This window comes from Bacteriovorax sp. PP10, from assembly GCF_035013165.1.
GTDB lineage: Bacteria > Bdellovibrionota > Bacteriovoracia > Bacteriovoracales > Bacteriovoracaceae > Bacteriovorax > Bacteriovorax antarcticus.
The window spans coordinates 1,606,082-1,629,914 of the sequence record NZ_JAYGJQ010000001.1 but is presented as its reverse complement, the minus strand read 5'-3'; the positions used below and the strand labels follow the sequence as shown (position 1 = coordinate 1,629,914).

Here is a 23,833-nt window from a genome sequence, read left to right as displayed (position 1 = left end):
CTAGGGTTTGTACCAGCAGCGAGGTCGTGTGCCGGGTTTTGATTCATCATTACAGTGACCAATTTTAGCATCTGTCTCTGAAGTTGCAACATCAGAATTTAATGAACACAAAGAACCTTGATAAAGAGTATCGAAACGGCATTGAGGTTTTGGATAATCATTCATGTTTGTCCCCTTCACGACTTTTGGATCAGTGGCCTCAAGCAAGACGGGGGTTCTTACATCTGGAAGTGAGTTTAAGAAATGAGCGAAGTCTAGTGCGGCCATTTGTGAGCGCACGCAAATTTTTAAATCAGCAAGATTTTTATACACACCATTACAATCCATCAGAACTTTTTCCGGGATGCTGCTATCGATAGCAAATCCTTCAACTGAAAGTTGGGCGTAATACTTCTTTAAGCATTTTGATGTAGCAAAATAATCGGCCTGCCCTTCTGCTGAAGGCCAGCCGTCGTAATGAAATGTTCTCGGTGCTCCAGCTAAGTGGTGGCCGATTTCATGGCAGATAATTAGAGCAAGTCCATCAGTCGTCATGCCTTTTGCGCGAGCGATCCCACCGTTGATATGCACATTCCATGCATCCGGTGTGCGTGTAGCATAAGCATTCACTGCTCCGTCTTGCCAGTCGGTCATCATAACAAACTTTAGTCCGCTTTTTTCTTCGATGATCGGTGCATACAATTTATAAAGAGTGCTGGTGATGACATTGAAGTCATGTTCAGAAACGGTATCAAAGTCTTTGATGATAAGAGGTGGATTATTTAGATCATTTTCAGGAATGATCTTTGCTCCAAACGCTGTTGAAGCAAGGGATAATAAAAATAAACACAGAGCGAACTTAGTTTTTTTCATGGACCGGAATATACTGAATCAAAAAGGGAAAGACTAATGATAAAAAAGTTCAACGACCTGGTGAGTCAACCCATGACATCCTGATTTTTCATAAGTAGCCTTATTACTATGAAAATAAAAAACATCCTGACTGCAATTATTTGCTTATCAACTGCGTCTATAGCTTTTGCTCACTGCCCTTCTTCTTTTAAAGAAGAGAAAGTCTGCTTAATGCTTGATGATAATATGGTTTACATTTACGACCAAAAGCTTGAGCACAATGGGCCTTATAAAGACCTGGAAAAAGCTTCGGTAGTAGGCATAAAAACTCTTGAAGGTAAAAACTTAGAGTTTAAAAAACTTGCTCGTGGAATTTATAAATTTGAAGCGCCGACAAAATATAAAAATGTGGTGCTTGAAGTGACTCTGGATAAAAAGAAAAAAGAAATTCAAGTGACTCATGAGTAGTATGAAAAAATCATTTCTTTTTTTATTTTTAGTTCCTCAACTTTTGTTTGCTGCTATTCCTGGAATAGAGATTAAATATATTTTAGAAAGAGACTTGAAGACGACTTACCTTTCAACGCTAGAAAAGCAGTGGGGCGATTGCGGTGCCAGTCCTGAATCTTGCCTCAGTCAAAGAGATGATTACCAATACCTCACTCTCCCGAAAAAAGAATCATGCTTTCCCTATACCACTTGTGGTTTTTATAACTGCATGGAAGAAAAATATAAGTGCGAAAGTGTCGGTGTAAATTATTTTACGAAACTTGCCCACCCGACTTGTTCTGCTTATGTAAAAAATATCAATGACGGACTTTTTTCTAAAGTTGGTGTTGAGTGGATTTACACAGTGATGGTCTGTCTGCAAAAAGGTTTAGTTGATGAGTGTGAAGTGAAAGGCAATTGCCCGACTTCAACTAACAAAGCGGAGCAAACAAAAACATGTAATCACATTACAGAATTCACTCTTGCCTATCACCCGGGTTGTTACATCAAAAGTGGTGTTGGTGTATGCAAATTGCCAATGAAAGATAAATTAAATATCTGGAAAACAGTCGGACCTTATCTAACTGGTCGCGAAAGACAAGAGGCCTATAAAGTTGTTTTCGAATGTTTTATTCCGCCCAAGAAAAATTAGTCTTCACAGCACATCAGGATGTAGTCATAAAGTATTTCTTTCTCTTTTTACTTTCATTATCTTCACGACATCACGGCCGGAATTACGATCGGGGCCTCATTTGCTTGGGGAGTTTATTATAATCTGGAAAAAGGAAATCCTTATTGGATCTCACTTGTTCCGGTTAAAAAAGGCGCAGGCCTGGCGATGGGACTGGATTTTTAATTTTTTTCTTCTAGAACAATTCCAGCATTGATGTTTACACGAATACTAGGCACCAGAAGTTTTGGAGTCTTGAGTGTTTTATCGCGGGCCTCGCGAAAATTGACGTACTCATCTTTGGTTGTTTCAGACTTTAAATGGCAGTTGCTTCTTTTTGAAGCGCCAATAGTTGTTTCAAATCTTAACTCTCTTCCATTAGGTTGATAGTCATGTCCTACGAAAACAATTGTATTTTCTGGCAGTGAATAAAGATTTTCATGGATTGAGTGGTAAAGATCTTCTGCACTTCCATTGGGGAAGTCACATCTGCCAGTTCCCCCATCTTCAATAAACAGAGCGTCTCCAGTGAAAACCATATTGTTAATATGGAAACTCATACAAGCTGGAGTATGGCCGGGAGTTGGGATTGCATGGATCTTGATTGATCCTGCGCTGAAGTCTTCATCGTCTTCAATCAGTTTATCAAACTGCGATCCATCCGGTTTAAATTCGACCGGCATATGAACGATATCTTTAAATGCTTTTTGAACAGTCACAATATGTTTACTGATGGCAATTTTGATATCCGGATAAATGTCTTTTAAATGGTGTGAGCTGCTTAGATGGTCGGCATGAGCATGAGTTTCTAAAGAGTAAATCGGGTGAAGATTATGAAGTTTAATGAAATCTGTCACCAGCTTCAGACTGTCGGTCGTTGTCTTATCCGTTTCGGCCGAATAATTTAACACCGGATCAATAATAATGGCATCGCGGGTTTTAGCATCGTAAACGATGTAAGTTAATGTTGATGTCTCTTTATCAAAAAAATATTGTACATCCATCGCTCTATCCTAATTCTCTCGGTGACTATTGTTCTGTGACATTATATATTTATTAAATGGAAAATTTGAACAGCTTTCTTTCTGATTTAATAAATAAATACCGTTCTGAAACCTCTGGTGCGACTGCGTCTTACATTCCGGAACTCTCAAACGTAAACCATGATTTATTTGCCTTAGCGGTTGTGACCAATAAAGGTGAGATTTATCAGGCGGGAGACTTCAATCACAAGTTTACCCTGCAATCTGCTTCAAAACCTTTCATTTATGGGATGGCGCTAGAAGAACACGGTCGCGAGTTTATGAGAAGCCGTGTCGGAGTTGAGCCTAGTGGTGAAGCTTTCAACTCTATTGTTGAATTAGAAAAAAACACTCACCGCCCTTATAACCCGATGATTAACTCTGGCGCCATTGCCGTCAGTAGTTTTATTCAGGATAAAAATACTCAAAAAAGACTCGACCGCGTTTTAAAGATGTTTTCTGAATATGCTGGTCATGATGTCACTGTTGATGAAGCTGTTTTTGATTCTGAAAAAAAGACGGCCCATAGAAACCGCTCGATCGCTCACCTGCTTCGTCACTTTGAAATTATCGGTGATGATATTGAAGAGTCGCTAGATCTTTATTTCAAACAATGCTCAATTCTTTTTAATACAACTGACCTGGCCTATATGGCGGCAACACTTGCTAATGGCGGTGTTCAACCAAAAACTCAAAAGCAAGTGATCAAAAAAGAATTCGTACCTGATATGTTAAGCCTGATGTTTACTTGTGGAATGTATGATTCTGCCGGTGAATGGGCCTACACTGTAGGGCTTCCTGCTAAAAGTGGAGTGAGTGGATGCCTGCTGGCCGTTGTCCCGGGGAAATTGGGAATTGCGGCCTACTCGCCGCTGATTGATCAACAAGGTCATTCAGTCAGAAGTGTGATGGCCATCCAGGAACTTGTCGAACATTGTAAATTAAATATTTTTGCCAACTAATTAAAGGATAATCTCATGAATGAGGCCAGGCTTCCTATCGAAAGAATTGAATACTTCATTCAGTTTGAATCTTTTGCTGTCTTAATCGTCACTCTTTTAATCGGATGGCTTTTTTATAAACTCTTTTTGAAAAAGATCACGGAGAAAAGACATGCGTCTCTTCGCCATAGATTTATCAGAACAAGTTTTTATCTTTGTGTCGCCGGAGTGCTTGCCCTTTTTCACTGGGGAGTTGTCAGCGCCACATGGACCGATTATTTTTCTTTAAAGGTCGCCAACTACATAGGCCTTATTTCTTTTTTATTTTTAGTCACAGTTCTTGTCCGTCTGGCACAGGTTTATGTTTACCTGTATTTATTTTTAGCGAACATGAGTCAGGGTGTCCCTCGCCTTATCGCTAACCTTTTCACTCTTATCTTTTCAACTTTTATCATCAGCTGGATTGCCGCTGATGTTTTTGGGTTTAACCTGGCCACTGTTCTTGCCACTTCGGCCATCTTCACGATCGTTCTCGGTCTTGCTTTACAAGATACGCTTGGAAATCTTTTCTCCGGCGTGGCCCTACAAATTGAAAGACCATTTCAGTTGGGTGATTGGGTTGAAGTTCAGAACTCTGATGATAAATGGGTTGGACAAATTCAAGAGATCACGTGGCGAGCGACTTCGCTGCTTGGGTTTAGTGATGAACTGATCGTCATCCCCAATAAGACTATTGCTCAAAGCCAGCTGCTTATTTTCTCAGAGAGAACAAAGCCTGCACGTTTCTCTCAGCAGTTTCGTTTCTCTTTTGATGTCGATGTATTGAAAGCAAAATCAGCGATTCTAGAAGCAGTGAAATCTATTCCGGAAATCATGACAGACCCTGAGCCAAGAGTGCTTATGCTTGAAGTGACAGAGTCATGGGTCTCAATGAAAGTCTTTTACTCCATTGCTGATTACGGGAGAAAGTATCGTGTTGGGGACATGGTTATCGCCTATGTTTTACAGGCAATTAAGAACAAAAAGATGGCACTTGCCACGAATACCTTAAGCATTGTCCGCGATGAGAATGACCTAGATTAACAGTCTTAGCAGGGTAATCTGGGGTCGTTTGACTCAAATTTGCTTCACTGTTAAAATTTAGGCATGTCTATAGCAGTAATAGATCAAGGTGCTGAGCTGTTCTGGTTTGTAAGTAATGCCTTATTGCAAGACGAACTTCCTCTCAAGCACTTGAGCTCCATTGTGGCCGGTGAAAATTACATTCTTCAAGAACTACCAAAAATTGTTGTGATAAGTGGAGATGATAGTTCACTCAACGCTGAAAAATTTATCGCGAAAGTGAGAAATCACGTTTTTGCCAGAAATACATTATTCATCGTCGTCACTGCGGACACTTCCCCTGAATATAAAAAAAGTCTAATCATTGCCGGTGCCGGACAAATTCTTTATCGCGGTAAAGGATATAACCCCTCTCCTAAATTTTTTAGAAATTTAGTCAAATGGTTTTTAAACTTTAAAAATCCTGATCCTCAGTTAATAGAATTCAAACCTGTTCAATTTGAAATAGAAGGTGATTTTTCAACCTTCGGACGCATTGGATGGATGTCGAGTGCTCAATGTTACATCGAAGTGAATTTAGATTTAAATGAAGGCCAGTCAATTGAACTGAAAAACCCTTTATTTGATGAACTCGATATTAAAGAAGCAAAACTCACCGTCGTTGAAAAAAATAAAATTGGCCGCTACTACCAATACAGCAATGGCTACCTTTGTAGAATAGAAACCAAACATGGTGAAAGGGATAAGAAAAAAATCCTTGCCTGGGTTGAATCGAACCAGGACATTTCAAAGTATAAGCCCATCAAGGTTCTCTACTACGAACAAGATGTAAAAAACCGTGAGCATATCAAGAGCATGATCAAACTTGATAAGCGCTACTGTGCCCGTGGATTTGCCAACCTGGATAACTTTGTTGATGAACTCAACTACCAACTCCCCCATTTAATTTTAATTGACCGTCAGTTGATTCAGGATAATAAAACTAAATTTGAGCCATTGAAGAAATTTATGCAGTCTCATTTTTGTTATTGCGTGACTTACGATAACGACGGAAAAACGAACCTAGAAGAATTTAAAAAGAATTTCGACTTTGCGATGCATATGCCAGCAGGGATTGAAAGTGAACTATTAGAATCAATGATTGAAAAGCTTGATGCTAAATTAATGTCGACCCAACAAGACGACAGTAAACATAAAGTTTATTTTAACAAATACTCTCCTTATAGCCGCATGAGTTTACACTCTCATTGTAAAATGACTGAGCTTGCGATTACTGGTATCGGGATTCAACTTCCGTTTGCCATGACTTCCTACTGCGCCTTTGAAATCACTTCTCAAGGCTTTACTCATATGAGCTTGAATCGCATGCAATACTTTAGAAGTTTTATCAATAAAAAGCTCGATAGTTATGTCTACCATCAGTGTGTGTTCATGGGACAGACTATTGCAGATAACGAACTTATCAAAACTACTGTTGAAAAAATTAAACTCTCAAGCTTTGATGACTGGAAAACTAATTTCTAACTCAGACAATACTCAGACAGACTTGATTTAGCCGCTTCAAAGGCAGATGATAGTGTTATGAAAACACTAATTATTCTAGCAGTTCTCTTTTCATCACTCCCCGCTTTTTCTTGGGATGCTACCAAGTTTAAAAAGCCGTCTTCTGCTGAACTTAAAAAATCATTGAGTCCACTTTCTTATGAGGTCACTCAGGAAGAAGGAACTGAAGCTCCTTTTAGAAATCCTTATCACGACAGTAAAAAAGAAGGTATCTACGTTGATATCGTCTCAGGTGAGCCTTTATTTAGCTCCCTTGATAAATTTGATTCTGGAACAGGATGGCCAAGCTTCACTCGCCCATTAGTGAAAACAAATATCGTAGAAAAAGTGGATAAGAATTTATTATTAGGTTCGCGTACAGAAGTAAGAAGCCGTTATGCCAACTCTCACTTAGGCCACGTCTTTGATGATGGTCCTGCACCAACAGGACTTCGCTATTGTATGAACTCTGCTTCAATGAAGTTTATTCCCAAAGAAGATTTGAAGAAAGCAGGTTATGGTGAATTTGAAGCACTCTTCACCCACAAATAAAATGTTATGAAAAAATCTTAACGACAGTCAGTCCTGGTTTTAAATTTTCAGCGATAATGGTTGAGCCAGGACAACCGACTCTCGCCATGATCTCCAGTTGTTTAGCTGAGTACATTCGTCTTCCTGAGATAACAGAGTCATGATAAAAAACTGGATTTAAGCTCACGAGACTTTTCCCACCACCTAACATCGCCATGAAGAAAAGATTAAAAAGTCCTCGATAAGCATCCACACCAATAAATCCCTGAGAAGCAACACTTCGTGCTCCGGCCATAATTTTAATTAACTGCTCTGGTAAAAAATGGTGCATGCTATGAAGAGTAAAGACGATATCGTATGAATTGGGAGGCAGTTGATCCAAATGAAGAGCATCAATCACTTTATAATTCATATCATATTTTTTTTCACGGGCCAGAAGGTTTGCGGCCTCAACATACTCTGGAACAATATCTGATCCTGTCATCTCAACTTTTAAAGAAGTATGTTGTAATTGTTCATACATTGCCATACTCAATTGCCCAGAGCCGCTTCCAATCTCTAAAATGCGTGCAGGACGATTTTCTATCAGGTTAATGTGCTCAATGATAGGTCTCAAAATCTTGATAGAAATACAGTATGTGCCAAAGATTTTATTTTTTAGATGAAGCCCATATACAATCTCTTTTTTTAACTCAATATCAAATGAGGGGTCATCAATATGCTCGCTCTTTTGAGTCCAGATCAATTGATCGATATAGTGGCCTAAATTTTTTTTAGACATCATTGATTTTTTTTGATCAATGAAAGCTAAAAAATTCTTGGAAAGAATTTCAGCCGGTACATTAGATAATAAATTGGATTGTTCGAAATCCTGATAGCACTCTTCGTAAAACTTCGTTAACTGCAACATTCAAACTTCCTTTAAAGATCATTAAAAAAGCTTAAGCGCTTTATTTATATCTAAGGAAATTAAGTATGCAATTATCTAGAACAGTAAGGATAGTCTTCGGAGTGTAATTAAGAAAATCTTAAGTATCCTGCTGCGAAGCCTTGTCACGTAAGTGAGCGATATAAAGATTTTCAACCTTAGTTCTGGCCCAAGGTGTTTTTCTAAGGAATGTCAGGCTTGATTTAATACTCGGATCAGTTTTAAAACAATTGATATCAATTGCTAGTGAGAGTTCTGGGAAACCATAAAACTCTACCAGTTCCGTGAGAATGTTTTCTAATGTTTTTCCGTGTAACGGATTCGTATTATTTGCCATGAAGATTATCCATCATTGTATCGAGCATTTTTTCCAAGCTCTTTTGTTCACCGCGGATTCTTGCCAGCTGCACTCCACCTTGAAGTGTTGCCAGGAATAAATCTGCTGCTACTTCAGTATCAAGACTGTCTCTAATTGTCCCTTCTTTTTTCCCTTGATCAATAGTTTCCATCAGCCAGTCGCGCACCAGGAAATGAAACTGTCGTATTTTCTTTTTCATTTTAGGTGTTGTGGAATGGAAATCAGAAGTAAACGATCCAACCGGACAGATCATATGATTTTTGGAACTAAGGGCCTTGAATCCCTTTACCATCTTTTCTAATTTAGTCTTTGAAGGAAGCTCTTGGACTTTTAAGGCCCAGGCCTTGTGACTTTCTTCGTAGCCATTCAAGAGCGCTAATCCCATCTCTTCTTTAGAAGCAAAGTAATAATGGAGACTCGCTTTTTTAATGCCTAATGTGTCGGCGATCGTCTGAAAACTAAAGCCCGAAAACCCCAGAGTCTGGAGGTATTCTCGACCGAGATCGAGTGCTTTTGTTTTAGTGTCGGTATTGCTTTTAGTGGCCATATAGACTATTCTACCTACTGGTAGGTAAGAAGTCAATTCGAGTCATAATTTTAAGCATATAGCTCAACAAATAAGGAAGAAACCATGAAAACAACGACCATGAGACCTGTAGCGATCATCGCTGGATCAAGAACTCCATTTACGAGATCTTTCACGAATTATCAAAAGACTTCTAATAAAGATTTAATGATTGCGACTCTTCAAAACCTGGTTAACAAAACGAAGCTTAACAATGTTCGCCTTGGTGACGTTGCTACCGGTGCTGTTATGAAAAACGCTGAAGACTGGAACATGACGAGAGAGTCAGTTTTAAAATCAGGTCTTCATCCTCACACTCCTGGTTACGATGTTCAACGTGCATGTGGAACAGGATTAGAAACAGCAGCTCACATTGCTTTAAAAATTGCTAGCGGCCAGATTGAAAGTGGTATCGCAGGTGGAACAGATACAAACTCAGATGTAACGGGAGTTTTTAGCCATGAGTTTTCATGGTTGATGATGGAATTACAAAAAGCAAAAACATTAGGTGATAAATTTAAAGTTTTAACGAAGATGAAACCGCAATATTTAAAACCAATCTTCCCTGCTGTGATGGAGCCACAAACTGGTTTATCAATGGGACAACATACTGAGCTTATGGTTCAGGAATGGGGAATCACGCAAAAAGATCAGGATCAACTTGCTTTTGAATCTCACCAAAAAGCAGCGAAAGCTTACGCTGATGGATTTTTTGATGATTTAGTTTTCGAATTTAAAGGAGTCAAAAAAGATACAATCCTGAGACCTGATACAACAATTGAAAAACTAGCAAAACTAAAACCTGCTTTTGATTTCACAGGTAAAGGAACACTAACAGCTGGGAACTCAACTGCACTAACAGATGGTGCTTCTGCTGTACTATTAGGAAGTGAAGACTTCGCTGATAAACATAAACTTCCCATCCTGGCTTACTTTGTTGATGCTGAATACTCAGCTGTCGACTTTGTTAAAGGTGAAGGTCTTTTAATGGCGCCAACATATGCAGTGTCTCGCCTCTTAGATAGAAATGGATTAACACTTCAGGATTTCGACTTCATTGAAATTCACGAAGCGTTTGCTGGACAAGTTTTATGTACACTTAAAGCTTGGGAGTCAGAAAAATACTGCGTGGAAAAACTAGGAAGAACTGGAGCGATGGGATCAATTGATAGAGCGAAGTTAAACGTTCATGGATCTTCACTTGCTCTTGGACATCCATTCGCTGCAACTGGTGGAAGAATTATTGCCAGTCTTGCTAAGATGCTAGCTAAAAAAGGATCAGGACGTGGATTGATTTCTATCTGTACTGCTGGTGGTATGGGTGTAGCTGCGATTATTGAGAGACCATAATTATGAAAAAATATCTGCCAAATTTTTTAGCGTTTCTCTCAATGTTTGCCCCGAAGCTTGCGGCAAGAATCGCGTTTAAAATGTTTGCGACTCCGGTACGAATTCCTCGTCCAGAATCGGAAATGCAGATGTTTCATCTTTCAAAACAATACTTTTTAAAAAACGGCATTGCCGCATTCGAATGGGGAGAAGTTTCTTCTCCCCTTGTTCTTCTTGTTCACGGATGGAATGGTCGCGGAACTCAGATTAGTGCTTTTGCAAAATCATTAGTTGAAAAAAAATTCCGAGTGGTCGCTCTTGATGGACCAGGACACGGAAGTTCTGCAGGGAAAATTACAACACCAACTCACTACGCTCAATTTATTATCGACGCTCAAAAAGAATTAGCTCCTGAAGGTGCTCACGCCGTTATTGCACACTCTTTTGGTGGTGGGTGCACTGTTCTTGCGGCCACTCGTGGTCTGCAGGTTAAAGGTCTGGTTCTGGTTGCGAGTCCTGCTTTCTACGACAGAGTTGTAGGATTCTTTGGAAAAAACTTTGGTCTAAATAAAAACTCGCAGGCCGCTTTTGAAGAGCTGATTACTAAAGCTGCCGGCATGCAACCGCAGGAATTAAACATCGGAAAAATTGGCGCCACCCTAAAAATCCCCGCTTTAGTTGTCCATGACGTTGATGATAATGCCGTAAACTTTATGTCCGCAGAGGCCATTGTCTCGGCCTGGCCTGGAACAAGGCTTATCAAAACCGAAGGTTTGGGCCACAGACGCATCCTAAAGGATCAAAAAGTCATTAGTGAAGTCGCCGATTTCATTGGGAAGATTTCCTGATCACCGATTGATTATTTGCGCTCCTCGTGATATCTCCCCCCTATGAAAAACATTTCTTTAAAAGACGTCATTGAGAGCATTTCAATCCTAGAACACATCGTCTCAAACTCTGAGCTACTAACAGAGTTAACACACGAACAAAGAATCGCACTTTTTAAAGCTGCGGGAACAATCTCGCGTCCGGATAAAAAAGAAATTAAGAAACGCGATAAAGATGTAAAGATCACTCGTCAAAAACAAATGGTCGAACAAAACAGACTTAAGCGCGCTTACACTGGAATCAGAAGTGCACGCGAGAGTTCTGTATTCATTGCTCCTGAACAATTACTTTTAGACAGCGATAAAGCTTATGCTGAAGCTCCTGAATTAGATAAAGCACGTAACTGTTACGTGTGTAAGGCCGAGTTCACAAAACTTCATTTCTTCTACGATACAATGTGCAAGGAATGTGGGGACTTCAACTACCATAAACGTTTTCAACTGACAGACCTAACAGGTCAGGTTGCATTGATCACAGGATCACGTTTAAAAATCGGATACCACGCCACTCTATTAATGCTTAGATCAGGTGCAACTGTTATTGCGACAACTCGCTTTCCAGTAGACTCTGCTATTCGTTTTGCGAAAGAAAAAGATTTCAGTGAGTGGAGCTCTCGTCTTCACATCCATGGTCTTGATCTTCGCCACTCACCTTCTGTAGAAATTTTTGCAAGCTTCATTGAACACAAGTTTGACCGTCTTGATATTTTAATCAACAACGCTGCTCAGACTGTTAGACGCCCACCAGGGTTCTATAAGCATTTAATGGAAAATGAATTATTAAACTTCCATGATATTGATCCTCAGGCGCAAATCATTTTAAAGAACCACCAGGACTTTAAAACTGAACTGAACCAGATTACTCACGGGAAAGATATTTCTACTGAGACTGCGTTGCCAGTAGCATGGCACGGAGAAGGTCCAGGAGTTGGTATTAGAGCTTCTGCAGAGCTTTCTCAAATCCCATACAGCTACGATAATTCTCTTGTGGCAGAAGAAGTATTCCCTGAAGGACAACTTGATGTGGATCTTCAACAAGTAGATCTACGTAAGACAAATAGCTGGAGACTTCGTCTTGGAGAAATTCAGACTCCGGAAATGTTAGAAGTTCAGTTAGTAAACGCTGTAGCACCTTTCATTCTATGTAACCGTCTGGTTCACATGATGAGACGTGATTACACTGGTAAAAAACATATTGTTAACGTGACTGCGATGGAAGGAAAGTTCTATCGTTTCAAAAAAGAAGACCGCCACCCGCACACTAACATGGCGAAGGCCGCTCTTAACATGATGACTCACACGTCAGCTTCTGACTTTGCTAAAGATGGAATTTTCATGAATGCCGTTGATACTGGTTGGGTGACTGATGAAGATCCAGCAGAAATCTCACAAAATAAACAAGCTGTTCACGACTTTCAACCACCACTAGACATCGTCGATGGTGCTGCGAGAATTTGTGATCCGTTTATCGACGGGATTAATTCTGGGAAACACTGGTGTGGGCAATTCTTAAAAGATTACAAACCAATCGATTGGTAATGTAATTTTAAAAGATACCTTTATTATTTAATTTTTTACTAGTGGAAGTACTACAATGACAGGACTATTTGGTCTGCAAGAACCGTCTTCTAGAACTTCCAAACAATAGCTCACGACAGCTTTATCTTTTGCAACTTTAAATCCACTAAAGATAGCTCCTCTCGCATCCAATTCTGCCATAGCAACAGACTTATCCATTCCATAAGCAGACGCTTCAATTGTGTTATCTGTTGGCCAGTGAAAATGACCACTCGTCATAGTTCCGGCATTTGCAAGATTTGTTATTAATGTGAACGATAATAAAAAAAGTTTCATAATAAAGCTCCACTCTATAAAGGTTGGCCTGGTGCCAGAAGCTTTTCATAACACAAATTTTTATTCTAAATTCCAAAGCAATAAATTTTATCTGTTAATAATTTGATAAATACAACACTCATCTCCTAAGTGCCTAAAAAACCAAAAAGTGCCAGCAGACTAACCAAAAAGTGCCAGCAGACTTGTGGTATAGCGGTGTAGCTACCACAAGTCTGCTGGAACCCTTAGAACCCTTAACATAAATTCTTTATTTGGTAACAGGAACGAAAACACCAGAGTAAGGTCTAGAGTAAACAGTCCCATAAGTATCAGCTAGTTTCCATTCAACTTTTCCACTGACTGGATTAAAAACACCAGCGTAAGGTCTAGAATAAACAGTCCCGTAAGTGTCAGCTATTTTCCATTCAACTTTACCAGTGACAGGGTTAAAAACACCAGCGTAAGGTCTTGAGTAAACAGTCCCGTAAGTGGCAGCTACTTTCCACTCAACTTCGCCTGTCACTGGATTAAAAACGCCAGCGTAGGGTCTTGAGTAAACAGTCCCATAAGTCTCAGCAACTTTCCACTCAACTTCCCCAGTCACTGGATTAAAAACGCCAGCGTAGGGTCTTGAGTAAGCGGCCCCATAAGTCTCAGCGACTTTCCACTCGACTTCTTCTGTCGCCGGATTAAAAACACCAGCGTATGGTCTAGAATAAACAGTCCCGTAAGTGGCAGCTACTTTCCACTCAACTTCTCCAGTGGCCGGGTTAAAAACACCTGAGTGAGCTCTAGAGTAAACAACTCCATAAGTATCAGCTATCTTCCATTCAACCTTTCCATTAGGAAAATAAAGAGAAAAAATATAACTATCAATTTGTTCATCTGTTAAAGGACTATTCTTATCTCTGATCATTGCAACCAGTTTATCCAGCATGGCCTTATTAAATGGAAGGTCGGTATCTTTCAAAGAGTCTAGAATTTTTCGACATGACTTTTTTTCACAACTTGCAATCTCTCTAGTTGGTAAGGCTGAACATCCTGCAAAAAAGATGGTGCCTGCAATAATTAAAAAAACCTTCATTAACTGATCCCCGTTTAAAGTCACTTGAGTTCAGTATCGGACTAAATAAACTAAAATTTAATCTTATCTTTTGCTGCTCTTCCATAAGTAAGTGTAACCTAAATAATCGAGCCCTCTAATCTTGAAAAAATGACTTTAATATATGAATAAATCCCTTGTAAAAGGTGCCAGCAGACTTGTGGTAGCTACACTGCTATACCGCAAGTCTGCTGGCACCGAATTACCGTTGGGCATTCAGTTTTTACAACAAGATCCTCGCCTCATTCCAGTCTCTATCTAGCTTGATATATAGAAAACTACAGACAACCTCGAGGCTCCATAGGCTAATACCTAACCATAAAGTAGGTATAACCAAATTGATTTAATACAAGTCACTCAGTACAACTTCCACAGTGAAAACAAAATCGCTTACAATTTAAAAGGATATTTTTATGAAGTTATTACTTATTACTCTTTGCACTTTATTTTCAGTAAACACTTTTGCAAGTGGGCCCGCACCTCGCTGGCAAATGCAATGTACTTCTGCAATAGAAACGCCAGGATCATCATCAGATGAAGTCAGAGCAACTATGTACGCTGTTGGGTCTTCCGTTGCGATCTCTGCTCAAATGTTTTACGACGGGGTCGATCTTCTTTGCAGTTACCAAGGAAATTGTACGGGCCTTAATAATCAAAAAGACATTATCCCAGCTGATGAAGCAAAATTATTTCGCGATAAGAAAGGTGTTGTTACTGGCTTTTCGTATGGAAACTACACTTTCAAATGTAAGTAAGAGACCAAAGCTATTTTTATATAAAACAAGGGAAATAATTATGAAAACTTTTGGATTTACGTTATGGGCAATTTTGTTCTTAACCTCTTCAGCTTTTGCAGAAAACTTTGTATGCTCGGACTATTCTGGTCAGACAACATTCTCAGTTAACTACAATTATACAAATGTTCAAAAGAGAACTGTCTCAGGTCGTTTTTTTTTGAGATCTAAAGATATTCAAAATGGTGAGATCTCTGGAAAGTTTTTTAACTATGTTGGAGAGCCAGATAATTATGCTATTTCTGTTTTAGATTGCTCACAAGAACCAGAGACTGGCTATTGCCATAGTACATCTGGACATTGGTTAACAGTCGCTCACGGATACGAACTAAATTTAGGCGGCACTCTAGGGTCGACAATTGTTACTTGCCATGGAGACATACCTTAGCTTTCTTTCTGCCTTAGCAGACTACAAAAACATATTCGAAAGGAGTTTACGATGAAGACTTTAGTATTTCTAATTATCTTGACCACTGCAACTGTCTCTCAAGCAGCAAATCGAAATGTCTATTGCGATGGAGGCCCGGAGGCATTTACAGCAGGTCTTATTGAAGATCACGATACTCCTGGTTACTTCCAACTTAAAAACGCTAAAATCACTGGTGCTTTTACAAGAACTGGTTTTATTTGTGCTGGTAATACGCTATTTATGAAAATGAAATGTGCTGGGTATGCGAACGGTATTTCTTCACAACTTATTGAACTAAGTTTTATTGATCAGAATCCTCACTTCACAGCGTCTATTAAGTCATTCTCGAATAATGAGACGAAAATTTGGCCTTGTGTAATTGAGTAATTTAACTGTAGTTTTAGTTCCAGAAAAATTCGGTGCCAGTAGACTTATGGTTATGCTGTTGCTCTACCACAAGTCTGCTGGAACCTAATTAGAACCTAATTAGTCACCAGTTACGTATCTAACATTTTTAATAACACAAGCAGTGTTGAATAGATCAACATGCCACACAGCAGATGAGTCTTCACCAACAGTCATGCGAACTTCAATGGTATCTAGAGCTTCACCACCAGCTTCAACACTGTTGATAGTTTCAGTTGAAACTAAAGTGTAAGTACTTTTTTTAGAGTTATTTGAAATAGCGTCTACTGCTTTAGCTGCTGCGAAAGCTTTTTTGTTGCATTCAACTGAAGCAAATGAGCTTGTAGCAATTGCAAGAGAGAAAACAGCAAAAAGAATTTTTTTCATATGAACTCCATGAATAAGTATTTTTATGAGCAAAAAAATACCCTGAAGCTAAATGCGTGTATATTTTAAAATACTGATGATTGTAATCTAATTAATGGCATGTTTATCAATCCTCTAGATAAACAGAGAGTTTCAAAAATGTTAAATTCAAATGGAATTAAAGACTTGCAAGCTTCTTTAACGTATCCCCTGTCATTCTCTGAACTGTCCATTCATCCATAGGAATCGCACCAATCGAGTGATAGAACTCAATCGCAGGCGTGTTCCAATCAAGCACAGACCATTCAAATCGTCCGTATCCTCTATCGACTGCAATTTTTGCAATATGAACAATAAGTTTTTTTCCATAACCTTTCCCACGACATTCAGGAAGGACAAAAAGATCTTCAAGATAAATTCCAGGCAATCCTAAAAAGGTTGAGAAGTTTTTAAAGAATAAAGCAAAACCAACTTTCACATCATCTTCTTGAATAAAAATGACTTCAGCAAAGCGCTCTTCACCAAAAAGATTTTTCTTTAACAGGTCATGCGTGGCCACTGCTTCATGCTCAAGTTTTTCATAGACAGCAAGTGCTTTGATAAATTTTAAGATTTCAGGAATATCAGCTTCTGTTCCCGCAACAATTTTTACATTCGCCATATATAATCCTTACAAAGAGTCGAAGCATTTCGTTCTAGCTTCAGTATTACAAGTTAAGAGTTTAAGTCGGGTCACCGTAAAATCTGTTGGCTCCCTCACCACTGATCCAATCTCTAACAATTTTTTTTCTGCATTTTTTAATTCTACCTGCTCAGTTGGTAAGGTCGTTTTCTTTAAAGCACAATTTTTTAATACAACTTGAAGCTCTCTTGCATAACTTCTCATTAATAAAGTTTCTTCTTTATTTAAGGCCGAGCGATTTATCCATATATCGATGTCGTCTCTGATCCCATTTGTGAGCGAGTCTATGCCTAAGATTGTCTGATCATTAACCTTCTGATCAGGAGTGTCTGGCTCTGCTTCTCCATGAAAACTTGTTTGTTGAAAATATTCTTTATTCTTTATGACTTTGCTCATGAGAAAAGAATAATCACTTTCGAGATGTCCCAAATATTGTCTTATACCCAAGAATATGGCCATCGTAAGTAGAATTGGCGCAATTGCAAAAACGATTTTGTAGAGACGACCTTTCATTTTTTTCATTATTTTTTCTTGATCGCATCCAATGATGAATTCGTCCACGGACGATAAGCAAGTAGTACCCCCATATCGTGCAATCCTTTTTTATCGCCACCTGCAACCATTCTAGTCTCTTCTTGAAGCTCAGACACCATCTTATCAAGCTTCTTTTTAAACTTCGCGATAGACTCCAAAGGAAAGCCATTGGTAACGAAGCGGATGTAATCCAGCTCGGATTCAAAATCATGATTTAAATAATTACTCTTCGTTTGAGCAAAAAGAATTTTCCCTACCGCCCCGTCTCTTCTAAAACGAAGTGTGCCGGTCTTATTTTTGAGCTTCACTCTATCTCTGGGATGAAGTTCAAGCAGGTTTAATTTATCTAACTGTAGAAGTATTTTTTTAGATTCGTTATTTGTGATCTCATAGTCTCTTTCGATTTTTGCTGGAGTTAGTCCATCATTAAGCAAAATAAAATAATGAAGTTGTCTGGGATTTTCAGCGAGGATTTTTTCCTGCTCTTTGGTCAATGTGTGATTGGATACATCTTCTTCAAAATTAGCGTTACGACAGACTTCAGAAAAACTAATGTCACATGCTTTGCAAATTTCATCGATGCGCTCAAGGCTTATAGACTTGTCTGCGAGGATGCGCTTCACACTCGATTCACTCAAGTTTAGCGATTTTGCCAGGTCTCGATAAATAATGTTTTTTGCTTTAAGAGAGCTTTTGAATGCGGCCAAAAATTGGTCAATCTGTCCCATGGTGTATCCTCGCTTAGCCCTAAGGTATCACATTATAGTACTTCATGGAAGAGTATTGTGAAGAATGCCAATGAAGACGATACTGATATCAACAGGAGGCTATTATGATGGGACTATTTAAATTTCTATTCAATAAGAACTCTCTCTTTTACAACTCGAGCGAGCAGCGCCAGTACGAATTTAATCAACAACTGAGAAAAGATTCAATCAGCGCGAATCAAATAAGATCATTTTAAATCTTTACCCTTGCAAGGCTCAATAAACTCCGCGAAAATGGGCCTGAGGGTTTTATGAAATATCATTTTTTATTCGTTATTCTATTGTCGGTTCTTTTTGGATGTTCAAGCTTGAAGAAAGTTGTCGAACCACCAAAAGTTAAGCTTCAAGAAATTCATATCACTAAACTTTCTGCGCTCAACGCTGACCTTGAAATTATTTTAAGTGTAAAAAATCCGAACTCTATAAACTTTGATGTAAAAAATTTGAAATATGCACTGGATATCAATGACAAAACAGTGACATCAGGAACAATGAAAGAAAAAGTCCTGGTTAAAGGAAAAGAGACCACAATGGTTTCAGTCCCTCTGCGCGTTCTCTATAAAGATATTTTCAGCTCTGTCCTTATGCTCCTTCAAAAAGATGGAGTTCCTTACCTGGTCAAAGGAAGTGTTGAGGTTGGACCTTTCACTATCCCTTTTGATGACAAGGGGAATTTGAGATCTGGTGATCTCTAGGATAGTCCTCACGATAGTCTTCATTGATGAATTCAAAGTCACTCCCCCAGACATAATCGTCTTCGTGCACAACTTCAATCACCTCGGCCGACTTGATCTTCTTCTTGAACAGGTAGTAGTAAGCAATACCGCTAAAGGCACCAGCAAAGTAACCAAGGAAGTGACTTAAGTAACTCACTTCAGGCTTAAAACTGTCCGGTACAAATAACACTATCGTTACCGCCACCACCTTCAAAACACGCCTTCCATTAGACTCACGTCGATCGATAAGCCATGCCAGCGCAAGCCAGGCACCACCCATCCAATTAACGACTCCAGAGACCCCTATAAGGCCCACATGATCGGGCATCGTCTGCAATACGGCCAGGTTAACCAGACCGCCGACGAAGAAGCCGAAGAATGGAAAAAATGTATAACCGAAATAAGCGATGAGATAATATGAGAACGGAAAAAATAAAAATAGATTTCCTAAGATATGACTTAAATCACCATGGGCAAAAAGCGTTGTCCACGCTCGCCACCACTCCCCTTGTGCAAAAACCTGGTTCCCGTTGGCCGACATCCAAAGAGGGGCATTGAATAAATTATTGATGTAGATGAAGCTGGTAAACAGCAAGAGGCACATTAAAAAGAGAGTTGGGTTTAGACCATCTCTCTTTGGAATTTTCGTCAGCCAATTTTCTTTAATGTAGGTTTTTGTTTCCATAATTATCAAGATGGGACTGTTCAAAAAAGTTGCAAGGGCCACTCTGAAAATAAATGCAAAAGCAGTTCGGGTTACCAATCTGATACTTGATGGTGTCGTCATCTAAAATGTATGAAGCTTTTGCGACAATGTTAAATTAACAACACAATTTCCATTGGGAAAAAATAAATTAAATTAAGCTTGGGTTAAGAAAGCGGCCGCGACTCTTTAACATTAACTAAGTAAGATCGTATTGAAACAGTCTTGAATCTTCTTAATGCAATATTGAGTTTTAAAACATGCCCTAGTATGAGAAATGTCAGTGGTAGTAAGAATTTGTAGGTATGAGGTACCAAAAATGCACGAGATTAGGGAATTATCAAATTCCTACGAAATGTCTAAACTCGCAATCGATTCCATGATCGATTACGCCGTTTACATTCTAGACAAAAGAGGAATTATTCTCTCGTCGAACAGTGGTGCAAAAAACCTTACTGGCCTTCAGGCCAGTGAAGTCATTGGAACTCACTTCGCACGCTTCTATTCTATTGAAGATATCGAACAAAACTTACCGGAGAATGATTTAAAAACTGCCCGCACTCAAGGGCACTATGAAGTTGAAAACTGGATGACGAGAAAAGATGGCTCACAATTCTGGGCCAACATTATTATCAACCGTTTGAATGACCAAAGTGGCAAGCATATTGGATACTCACAAATCACAAGAGACTTAACAGCTAAGAAACATAATGAAGATGCACTTCGTATGGCCGAGTATTCAGCACAAAAAGAATTGAAATTAAAATCACAATTTATCGCTGATATTTCTCACGAGCTTCGTACTCCATTAGGAGCAATCCTGGGGTTTGCTGAGTTCTTACAGAAAGATAATATAAATGAGACAGATAAGTCTCACTACCTTGATATTATTTTAAAAAACGGAAAAAATCTCAACCGTATCATTAACGATGTGCTCGACCTTTCCAAGATTGAGGCAGGTAGAGTTGATATCGAACTAATCGAATTTAACTTGCACAACACTATTGATGAAGTCATCGAGCTATTCAGGCCACAGTGCCTGGCAAAAAATATAAATATTAGATATGACAAAAAAGAAATAGACGTTGATAAGATCATCAGTGACTGCAACAGGCTTCGTCAGATTCTAAATAATATTATCGGCAACGCGATTAAGTTTACTGACAAAGGTGAAATCACAATCAGTGTTCTTAAGCTTAAAGAAACACCTGAACAAAACTGCTTTGAAATTTTAATTAAAGATACAGGGATTGGTCTTACCCAAGACGATATGAATAGAATTTTCCATCCTTTCATTCAAGTGGGAAATGCACAAAATATAAAAAATAAAGGATCTGGACTTGGTCTGGTCCTGGCCCGTCGAATGGCCGAAGCACTTGGTGGTGATGTGGAATTAGTCGGTACTGCTCCAGGAGTAGGAAGTGTTTTTAGCGTAAAGTTTACTGATTATAAAACGCTGAAGAGTTCATCGCGACCTAAAGCTGTCGAAATGCAGATGCATTCTTTAAAATCAAAATCGATTTTGATTGTAGATGATTCTGTCGATAATTTAGAAATTATAAAATTATTCTTAAATTCATACGGTGGTGACCCTGATGTTGCGATTGATGGAAATGAAGCTTTAAGAAAAGTTCAGAATAAAAAATATGACGTTATTTTAATGGATATTGAAATGCCTAATATGAATGGCTTTCAGGTTATTAAAGAGCTTCGTCAGAGAAAAAACAAAACACCTGTCATCGCTCTAACGGCCCATGCTATGCCGGAAGATCGTCTTAAAACTAAAAATGCTGGTTTTATCGACCACGTAACCAAACCGATTGATTTCAATTATCTCGTCTCAACTATTGAGACTCTTCATTAAAGCGGCCGGTTTTTTAGTACCGGCCTTTTTAATTCTTTATTTGTAGATTAAATTTTATCAAGTGGCGCAGGAATATTATCCGTATCACCTGGAACCTGTGGGAATTTTTTTGAATTCCAATCGTCACGGGCAATCGCCATTTTTTCTTTTGAGCTCGAAACAAAATTCCACCAGATAAATTTGGGTTTGGGAAATGTCTCTCCACCAATCAACACACAATGAGAGCCAGCACTTATGTTGACCTCTATGTCTGAACCTGGTTCAAAGACAATCATTTCATGATTCGTATAAGTCACGTCACCCACTTGCACTGAGCCTTCGATTAAATAAAGCGCTACTTCGAAAGATCTGGATTCGTACTCAAAAGTATAATCAGAGGTCGCACGGATATTTACAAAGACCAGAGGACTATAGGCCTTTACTGGTGAAACCTCACCGTGAAACTCTCCTACTACGACATCTATTTCTGCGCCTTCTTTATACAGCTTAGGAATCTGAGTATTTTTAAAATTAAAAAATGAGGGTTCAATATCTTCGAGATGATCAGGTAATGCCACCCAAAATTGTAAACCGTGTACGTCAGTCTCTTGCCCCAATTCATTTTGCGGTGTTTTTTCTGAATGAGATATACCACGTCCAGCAGTCATCCAGTTCACTTCTCCCGGGACGATGATTTGTGATGAGCCCAAGCTGTCTCTATGATGGATATGGCCTTTAAAAAGGTATGTGAGTGTCGATAAACCCATATGTGGATGTGGGTTCACCGTCATTTTATGTTCACTATCAAAATGTACGGGGCCCATATGATCTAAAAAGATAAATGGTCCAACCATTCTCTTTTTTGACCAGGGTAAAACACGTGAGACGGGCATTCCCATTAAGTCTTTTGATCTGGATTCAATAACTAACTGAACTTGATTTATCATACTCTGCTCCTAAAATACGGCCGTGGCCGGATCAAAGCTTGTTCTGCCATTCACATCATCAATCGTGCTAATTAATGCCAAGTCTGATGCTTCTAAATTAAAATCGAAGATATCAATATTTTCAAGAATTCTTTTAGTGTGACTTGATTTTGGAATCGCAATAATTCCATTTTCAAAGTGCCAGCGAAGAACAATTTGAGAAGGTGTTTTATTATACTTTTTTGCAAGCTCGACAATCACCTTGTCTTCAAACAGTTTACCTCGGGCCAGCGGACTCCATGCTTCCGTTGCGATATTATGTTTTGCATGGAAGTCTCTTAATTCTTTCTGTTGAAAGTATGGGTGCAACTCAACTTGATTTAAAACCGGGATCACTCCCGTTTCACCAATTAGTCTTTCAAGATGATCGATATTAAAATTGCAAACACCAATTGATCTGGCGATCCCCTCTGTGCGAAGGCGGTTGAGTGCTTTCCATGTGGCCACATATTTATCCTGAGCAGGCATCGGCCAGTGAATCAGGTATAAATCAACATAGTCTGTTTTTAATTTTTTAAGACTTGTATCCATGGCCCTTAAAGTTGAATCGTAACCTTGCTCCGAATTCCAAACTTTAGTTGTAAGAAAAATTTCAGCTCTATCAACACTAGAGTTTTTGATAGCAGTTCCAACACCTGATTCATTTCCATAAATCGCAGCGGTATCAATTGAGCGGTATCCAGCGGCCAGCGCTTCTTCCACCACAGCGGGAGCCTCAGTGTCGGAAACTTTCCATGTTCCAAATCCTACTGTCGGAATTTTTAAACCATCATTTAGGTTAGTGTATTTCTGATTGATCATTGTACTCTCTCTTACTTAATTTTTTTAGCGATATCATAAGCGCGCACGACCGCTTCTCGCTTTTGCATTTTCTCAAACCATTTTTTTAGATGAGGAAAATCATTTAAATCCTGACTTTGCATTTCATAAGGGACAATCCATGGATAAATGGCCATGTCAGCAATCGTATACTCTCCTGCTGCTACCCATTCTTTTCCATCGAGTTGTTTATTTAAAACGCCATAAAGTCTGGCCGTCTCTTTAATGTATCTATCCATTGCGTACGGAATTTTCTCAGGCGCGTACTTATTGAAGTGATGATTTTGTCCGGCCATAGGGCCTAGTCCCGCCATCTGCCAGAATAACCATTGTGAAACTTCCGCTTTCGCGCGAGTTGAATGTGGGACGAATTTTTTTGCTTTCTCGGCAAGGTACCAAAGGATAGCACCAGATTCAAAAAGAGTTAAAGGCCCGGCATTATCCTCAGGAGTATTATCAACAATGGCCGGAATTTTATTGTTGGGGTTCACTTTTAAAAAGTCAGCATTGAACTGTTCGTTCTTGGAAATATTTACGGGGTGAAGCTTGTATGGAAGACCTGACTCTTCCAAAAAGATCGTTATCTTGTGACCGTTAGGCGTTGTCCAATAATGTAAATCAATCATATATTCATCCTTGTTAACATTGATAGTAATGTTAACAAAGATTTTTTAGATGAACACATGAAGAATGCTTTAATTTACTTAAAGGCCAGTTCC

At 39.0% G+C, this 23,833-nt stretch carries 30 protein-coding genes; 15 read left to right on the top strand and 15 right to left on the bottom strand.

Translation table 11 applies throughout. The features are described from left to right. A complete protein-coding gene (locus SHI21_RS08015; protein ID WP_323575817.1) occupies window positions 1-852 on the bottom strand; it encodes a hypothetical protein in 852 nt (283 codons plus the stop codon). 108 nt (window positions 853-960) lie between these two features. Between SHI21_RS08015 and SHI21_RS08010 the strand changes: the two genes are divergently transcribed. Continuing rightward, a complete protein-coding gene (locus SHI21_RS08010; protein ID WP_323575816.1) occupies window positions 961-1,299 on the top strand; it encodes a hypothetical protein in 339 nt (112 codons plus the stop codon). A 1-nt stretch (window position 1,300) separates the two neighbouring features. After that, window positions 1,301-1,972 carry a hypothetical protein gene (locus SHI21_RS08005; protein ID WP_323575815.1) on the top strand — a complete coding sequence of 224 codons (672 nt, stop codon included), beginning with the start codon at window positions 1,301-1,303 and terminating at the stop codon, window positions 1,970-1,972. A 200-nt stretch (window positions 1,973-2,172) separates the two neighbouring features. Here the strand turns inward: SHI21_RS08005 and SHI21_RS08000 are convergent, their stop codons facing one another. Continuing rightward, a complete protein-coding gene (locus SHI21_RS08000) occupies window positions 2,173-2,994 on the bottom strand; it encodes an MBL fold metallo-hydrolase (RefSeq protein ID WP_323575814.1) in 822 nt (273 codons plus the stop codon). 56 nt (window positions 2,995-3,050) lie between these two features. On the opposite strand from SHI21_RS08000, the gene glsA reads away from it, so the two are divergent. The 4 genes from glsA (at window position 3,051) to msrB (ending at window position 7,109) form a co-directional block, all read left to right on the top strand. Then, a complete protein-coding gene (gene glsA, locus SHI21_RS07995; RefSeq protein WP_323575813.1) occupies window positions 3,051-3,974 on the top strand; it encodes a glutaminase A in 924 nt (307 codons plus the stop codon). A gap of 15 nt (window positions 3,975-3,989) precedes the next feature. Beyond that, window positions 3,990-5,036 carry a mechanosensitive ion channel family protein gene (locus tag SHI21_RS07990; protein ID WP_323575812.1) on the top strand — a complete coding sequence of 349 codons (1,047 nt, stop codon included), beginning with the start codon at window positions 3,990-3,992 and terminating at the stop codon, window positions 5,034-5,036. A gap of 63 nt (window positions 5,037-5,099) precedes the next feature. Next, window positions 5,100-6,539 (top strand): hypothetical protein, encoded by a 1,440-nt coding sequence (locus SHI21_RS07985; RefSeq protein ID WP_323575811.1) that lies wholly within the window; start codon window positions 5,100-5,102, stop codon window positions 6,537-6,539. A 57-nt stretch (window positions 6,540-6,596) separates the two neighbouring features. Next, complete coding sequence (gene msrB, locus SHI21_RS07980) at window positions 6,597-7,109, top strand: peptide-methionine (R)-S-oxide reductase MsrB (RefSeq protein WP_323575810.1); 513 nt, start codon at window positions 6,597-6,599, stop codon at window positions 7,107-7,109. Between the two features lie 4 nt (window positions 7,110-7,113). On the opposite strand, the gene SHI21_RS07975 is transcribed toward msrB, so the two are convergent. From SHI21_RS07975 to SHI21_RS07965, 3 genes are all read right to left on the bottom strand, one after another. After that, window positions 7,114-7,998: a class I SAM-dependent methyltransferase gene (locus SHI21_RS07975; RefSeq protein WP_323575809.1), complete on the bottom strand. Its 885-nt coding sequence runs from the start codon at window positions 7,996-7,998 to the stop codon at window positions 7,114-7,116. A gap of 118 nt (window positions 7,999-8,116) precedes the next feature. Beyond that, the gene (locus SHI21_RS07970; protein WP_323575808.1) at window positions 8,117-8,353 is read right to left on the bottom strand and encodes a VF530 family protein; all 237 of its coding nucleotides are present in this window, start codon (window positions 8,351-8,353) and stop codon (window positions 8,117-8,119) included. Further along, a complete protein-coding gene (locus SHI21_RS07965) occupies window positions 8,343-8,921 on the bottom strand; it encodes a TetR/AcrR family transcriptional regulator (protein ID WP_323575807.1) in 579 nt (192 codons plus the stop codon). The genes SHI21_RS07970 and SHI21_RS07965 overlap by 11 nt, the downstream gene beginning before the upstream one ends. A gap of 84 nt (window positions 8,922-9,005) precedes the next feature. Here SHI21_RS07965 and SHI21_RS07960 point away from each other — a divergent pair, with 84 nt between their 5' ends. From SHI21_RS07960 to SHI21_RS07950, 3 genes are read left to right on the top strand one after another with little or no spacing between them, the layout of a single operon-like run. Beyond that, entirely contained in the window at window positions 9,006-10,289 is a 1,284-nt protein-coding gene (locus tag SHI21_RS07960; protein ID WP_323575806.1) for an acetyl-CoA C-acetyltransferase, read from the top strand. 2 nt (window positions 10,290-10,291) lie between these two features. Continuing rightward, window positions 10,292-11,116: an alpha/beta fold hydrolase gene (locus SHI21_RS07955; RefSeq protein ID WP_323575805.1), complete on the top strand. Its 825-nt coding sequence runs from the start codon at window positions 10,292-10,294 to the stop codon at window positions 11,114-11,116. A 42-nt stretch (window positions 11,117-11,158) separates the two neighbouring features. Further along, window positions 11,159-12,694 (top strand): SDR family oxidoreductase, encoded by a 1,536-nt coding sequence (locus SHI21_RS07950; RefSeq protein ID WP_323575804.1) that lies wholly within the window; start codon window positions 11,159-11,161, stop codon window positions 12,692-12,694. Between the two features lie 27 nt (window positions 12,695-12,721). On the opposite strand, the gene SHI21_RS07945 is transcribed toward SHI21_RS07950, so the two are convergent. Then, window positions 12,722-13,009 carry a hypothetical protein gene (locus SHI21_RS07945; RefSeq protein ID WP_323575803.1) on the bottom strand — a complete coding sequence of 96 codons (288 nt, stop codon included), beginning with the start codon at window positions 13,007-13,009 and terminating at the stop codon, window positions 12,722-12,724. Window positions 13,010-13,256: 247 nt separating this feature from the next. Next, complete coding sequence (locus SHI21_RS07940; protein WP_323575802.1) at window positions 13,257-14,072, bottom strand: hypothetical protein; 816 nt, start codon at window positions 14,070-14,072, stop codon at window positions 13,257-13,259. Between the two features lie 431 nt (window positions 14,073-14,503). On the opposite strand from SHI21_RS07940, the gene SHI21_RS07935 reads away from it, so the two are divergent. The 3 genes from SHI21_RS07935 to SHI21_RS07925 are packed head-to-tail and all read left to right on the top strand — an operon-like array spanning window position 14,504 to window position 15,680. After that, window positions 14,504-14,845, top strand: coding sequence for a hypothetical protein (locus SHI21_RS07935; RefSeq protein ID WP_323575801.1), 342 nt, complete (start codon window positions 14,504-14,506; stop codon window positions 14,843-14,845). 40 nt (window positions 14,846-14,885) lie between these two features. Further along, window positions 14,886-15,272, top strand: coding sequence for a hypothetical protein (locus tag SHI21_RS07930; protein ID WP_323575800.1), 387 nt, complete (start codon window positions 14,886-14,888; stop codon window positions 15,270-15,272). Between the two features lie 51 nt (window positions 15,273-15,323). Continuing rightward, on the top strand, window positions 15,324-15,680 hold the full coding sequence (locus SHI21_RS07925) for a hypothetical protein (RefSeq protein WP_323575799.1): 357 nt from the start codon (window positions 15,324-15,326) through the stop codon (window positions 15,678-15,680). 99 nt (window positions 15,681-15,779) lie between these two features. On the opposite strand, the gene SHI21_RS07920 is transcribed toward SHI21_RS07925, so the two are convergent. The 4 genes from SHI21_RS07920 to SHI21_RS07905 all read right to left on the bottom strand — a co-directional run bounded on the left by SHI21_RS07920 (window position 15,780) and on the right by SHI21_RS07905 (window position 18,008). Continuing rightward, complete coding sequence (locus SHI21_RS07920) at window positions 15,780-16,085, bottom strand: hypothetical protein (RefSeq protein WP_323575798.1); 306 nt, start codon at window positions 16,083-16,085, stop codon at window positions 15,780-15,782. Between the two features lie 157 nt (window positions 16,086-16,242). Beyond that, on the bottom strand, window positions 16,243-16,725 hold the full coding sequence (locus tag SHI21_RS07915; RefSeq protein WP_323575797.1) for a GNAT family N-acetyltransferase: 483 nt from the start codon (window positions 16,723-16,725) through the stop codon (window positions 16,243-16,245). A gap of 9 nt (window positions 16,726-16,734) precedes the next feature. Next, the gene (locus SHI21_RS07910) at window positions 16,735-17,142 is read right to left on the bottom strand and encodes a hypothetical protein (protein WP_323575796.1); all 408 of its coding nucleotides are present in this window, start codon (window positions 17,140-17,142) and stop codon (window positions 16,735-16,737) included. A gap of 125 nt (window positions 17,143-17,267) precedes the next feature. Further along, complete coding sequence (locus SHI21_RS07905) at window positions 17,268-18,008, bottom strand: helix-turn-helix domain-containing protein (protein WP_323575795.1); 741 nt, start codon at window positions 18,006-18,008, stop codon at window positions 17,268-17,270. A gap of 104 nt (window positions 18,009-18,112) precedes the next feature. Between SHI21_RS07905 and SHI21_RS07900 the strand changes: the two genes are divergently transcribed. Both SHI21_RS07900 and SHI21_RS07895 read left to right on the top strand, forming a co-directional pair. Continuing rightward, entirely contained in the window at window positions 18,113-18,244 is a 132-nt protein-coding gene (locus tag SHI21_RS07900) for a hypothetical protein (protein ID WP_323575794.1), read from the top strand. A gap of 54 nt (window positions 18,245-18,298) precedes the next feature. Continuing rightward, complete coding sequence (locus tag SHI21_RS07895; RefSeq protein ID WP_323575793.1) at window positions 18,299-18,742, top strand: LEA/WHy family protein; 444 nt, start codon at window positions 18,299-18,301, stop codon at window positions 18,740-18,742. Here the strand turns inward: SHI21_RS07895 and SHI21_RS07890 are convergent. Next, a complete protein-coding gene (locus SHI21_RS07890; RefSeq protein ID WP_323575792.1) occupies window positions 18,696-19,550 on the bottom strand; it encodes a rhomboid family intramembrane serine protease in 855 nt (284 codons plus the stop codon). The two genes, SHI21_RS07895 and SHI21_RS07890, sit on opposite strands and share 47 nt — an antisense overlap. 271 nt (window positions 19,551-19,821) lie before the next feature. On the opposite strand from SHI21_RS07890, the gene SHI21_RS07885 reads away from it, so the two are divergent. Next, the gene (locus SHI21_RS07885) at window positions 19,822-21,330 is read left to right on the top strand and encodes a PAS domain-containing hybrid sensor histidine kinase/response regulator (RefSeq protein WP_323575791.1); all 1,509 of its coding nucleotides are present in this window, start codon (window positions 19,822-19,824) and stop codon (window positions 21,328-21,330) included. A gap of 47 nt (window positions 21,331-21,377) precedes the next feature. Here SHI21_RS07885 and SHI21_RS07880 read toward each other — a convergent pair whose 3' ends face one another. From SHI21_RS07880 to SHI21_RS07870, 3 genes are read right to left on the bottom strand one after another with little or no spacing between them, the layout of a single operon-like run. Next, on the bottom strand, window positions 21,378-22,256 hold the full coding sequence (locus SHI21_RS07880; protein ID WP_323575790.1) for a pirin family protein: 879 nt from the start codon (window positions 22,254-22,256) through the stop codon (window positions 21,378-21,380). A 9-nt stretch (window positions 22,257-22,265) separates the two neighbouring features. After that, window positions 22,266-23,096, bottom strand: coding sequence for an aldo/keto reductase (locus tag SHI21_RS07875; protein WP_323575789.1), 831 nt, complete (start codon window positions 23,094-23,096; stop codon window positions 22,266-22,268). A gap of 11 nt (window positions 23,097-23,107) precedes the next feature. Continuing rightward, the gene (locus SHI21_RS07870) at window positions 23,108-23,740 is read right to left on the bottom strand and encodes a glutathione S-transferase N-terminal domain-containing protein (protein WP_323575788.1); all 633 of its coding nucleotides are present in this window, start codon (window positions 23,738-23,740) and stop codon (window positions 23,108-23,110) included. Window positions 23,741-23,833: the final 93 nt, after the last annotated feature.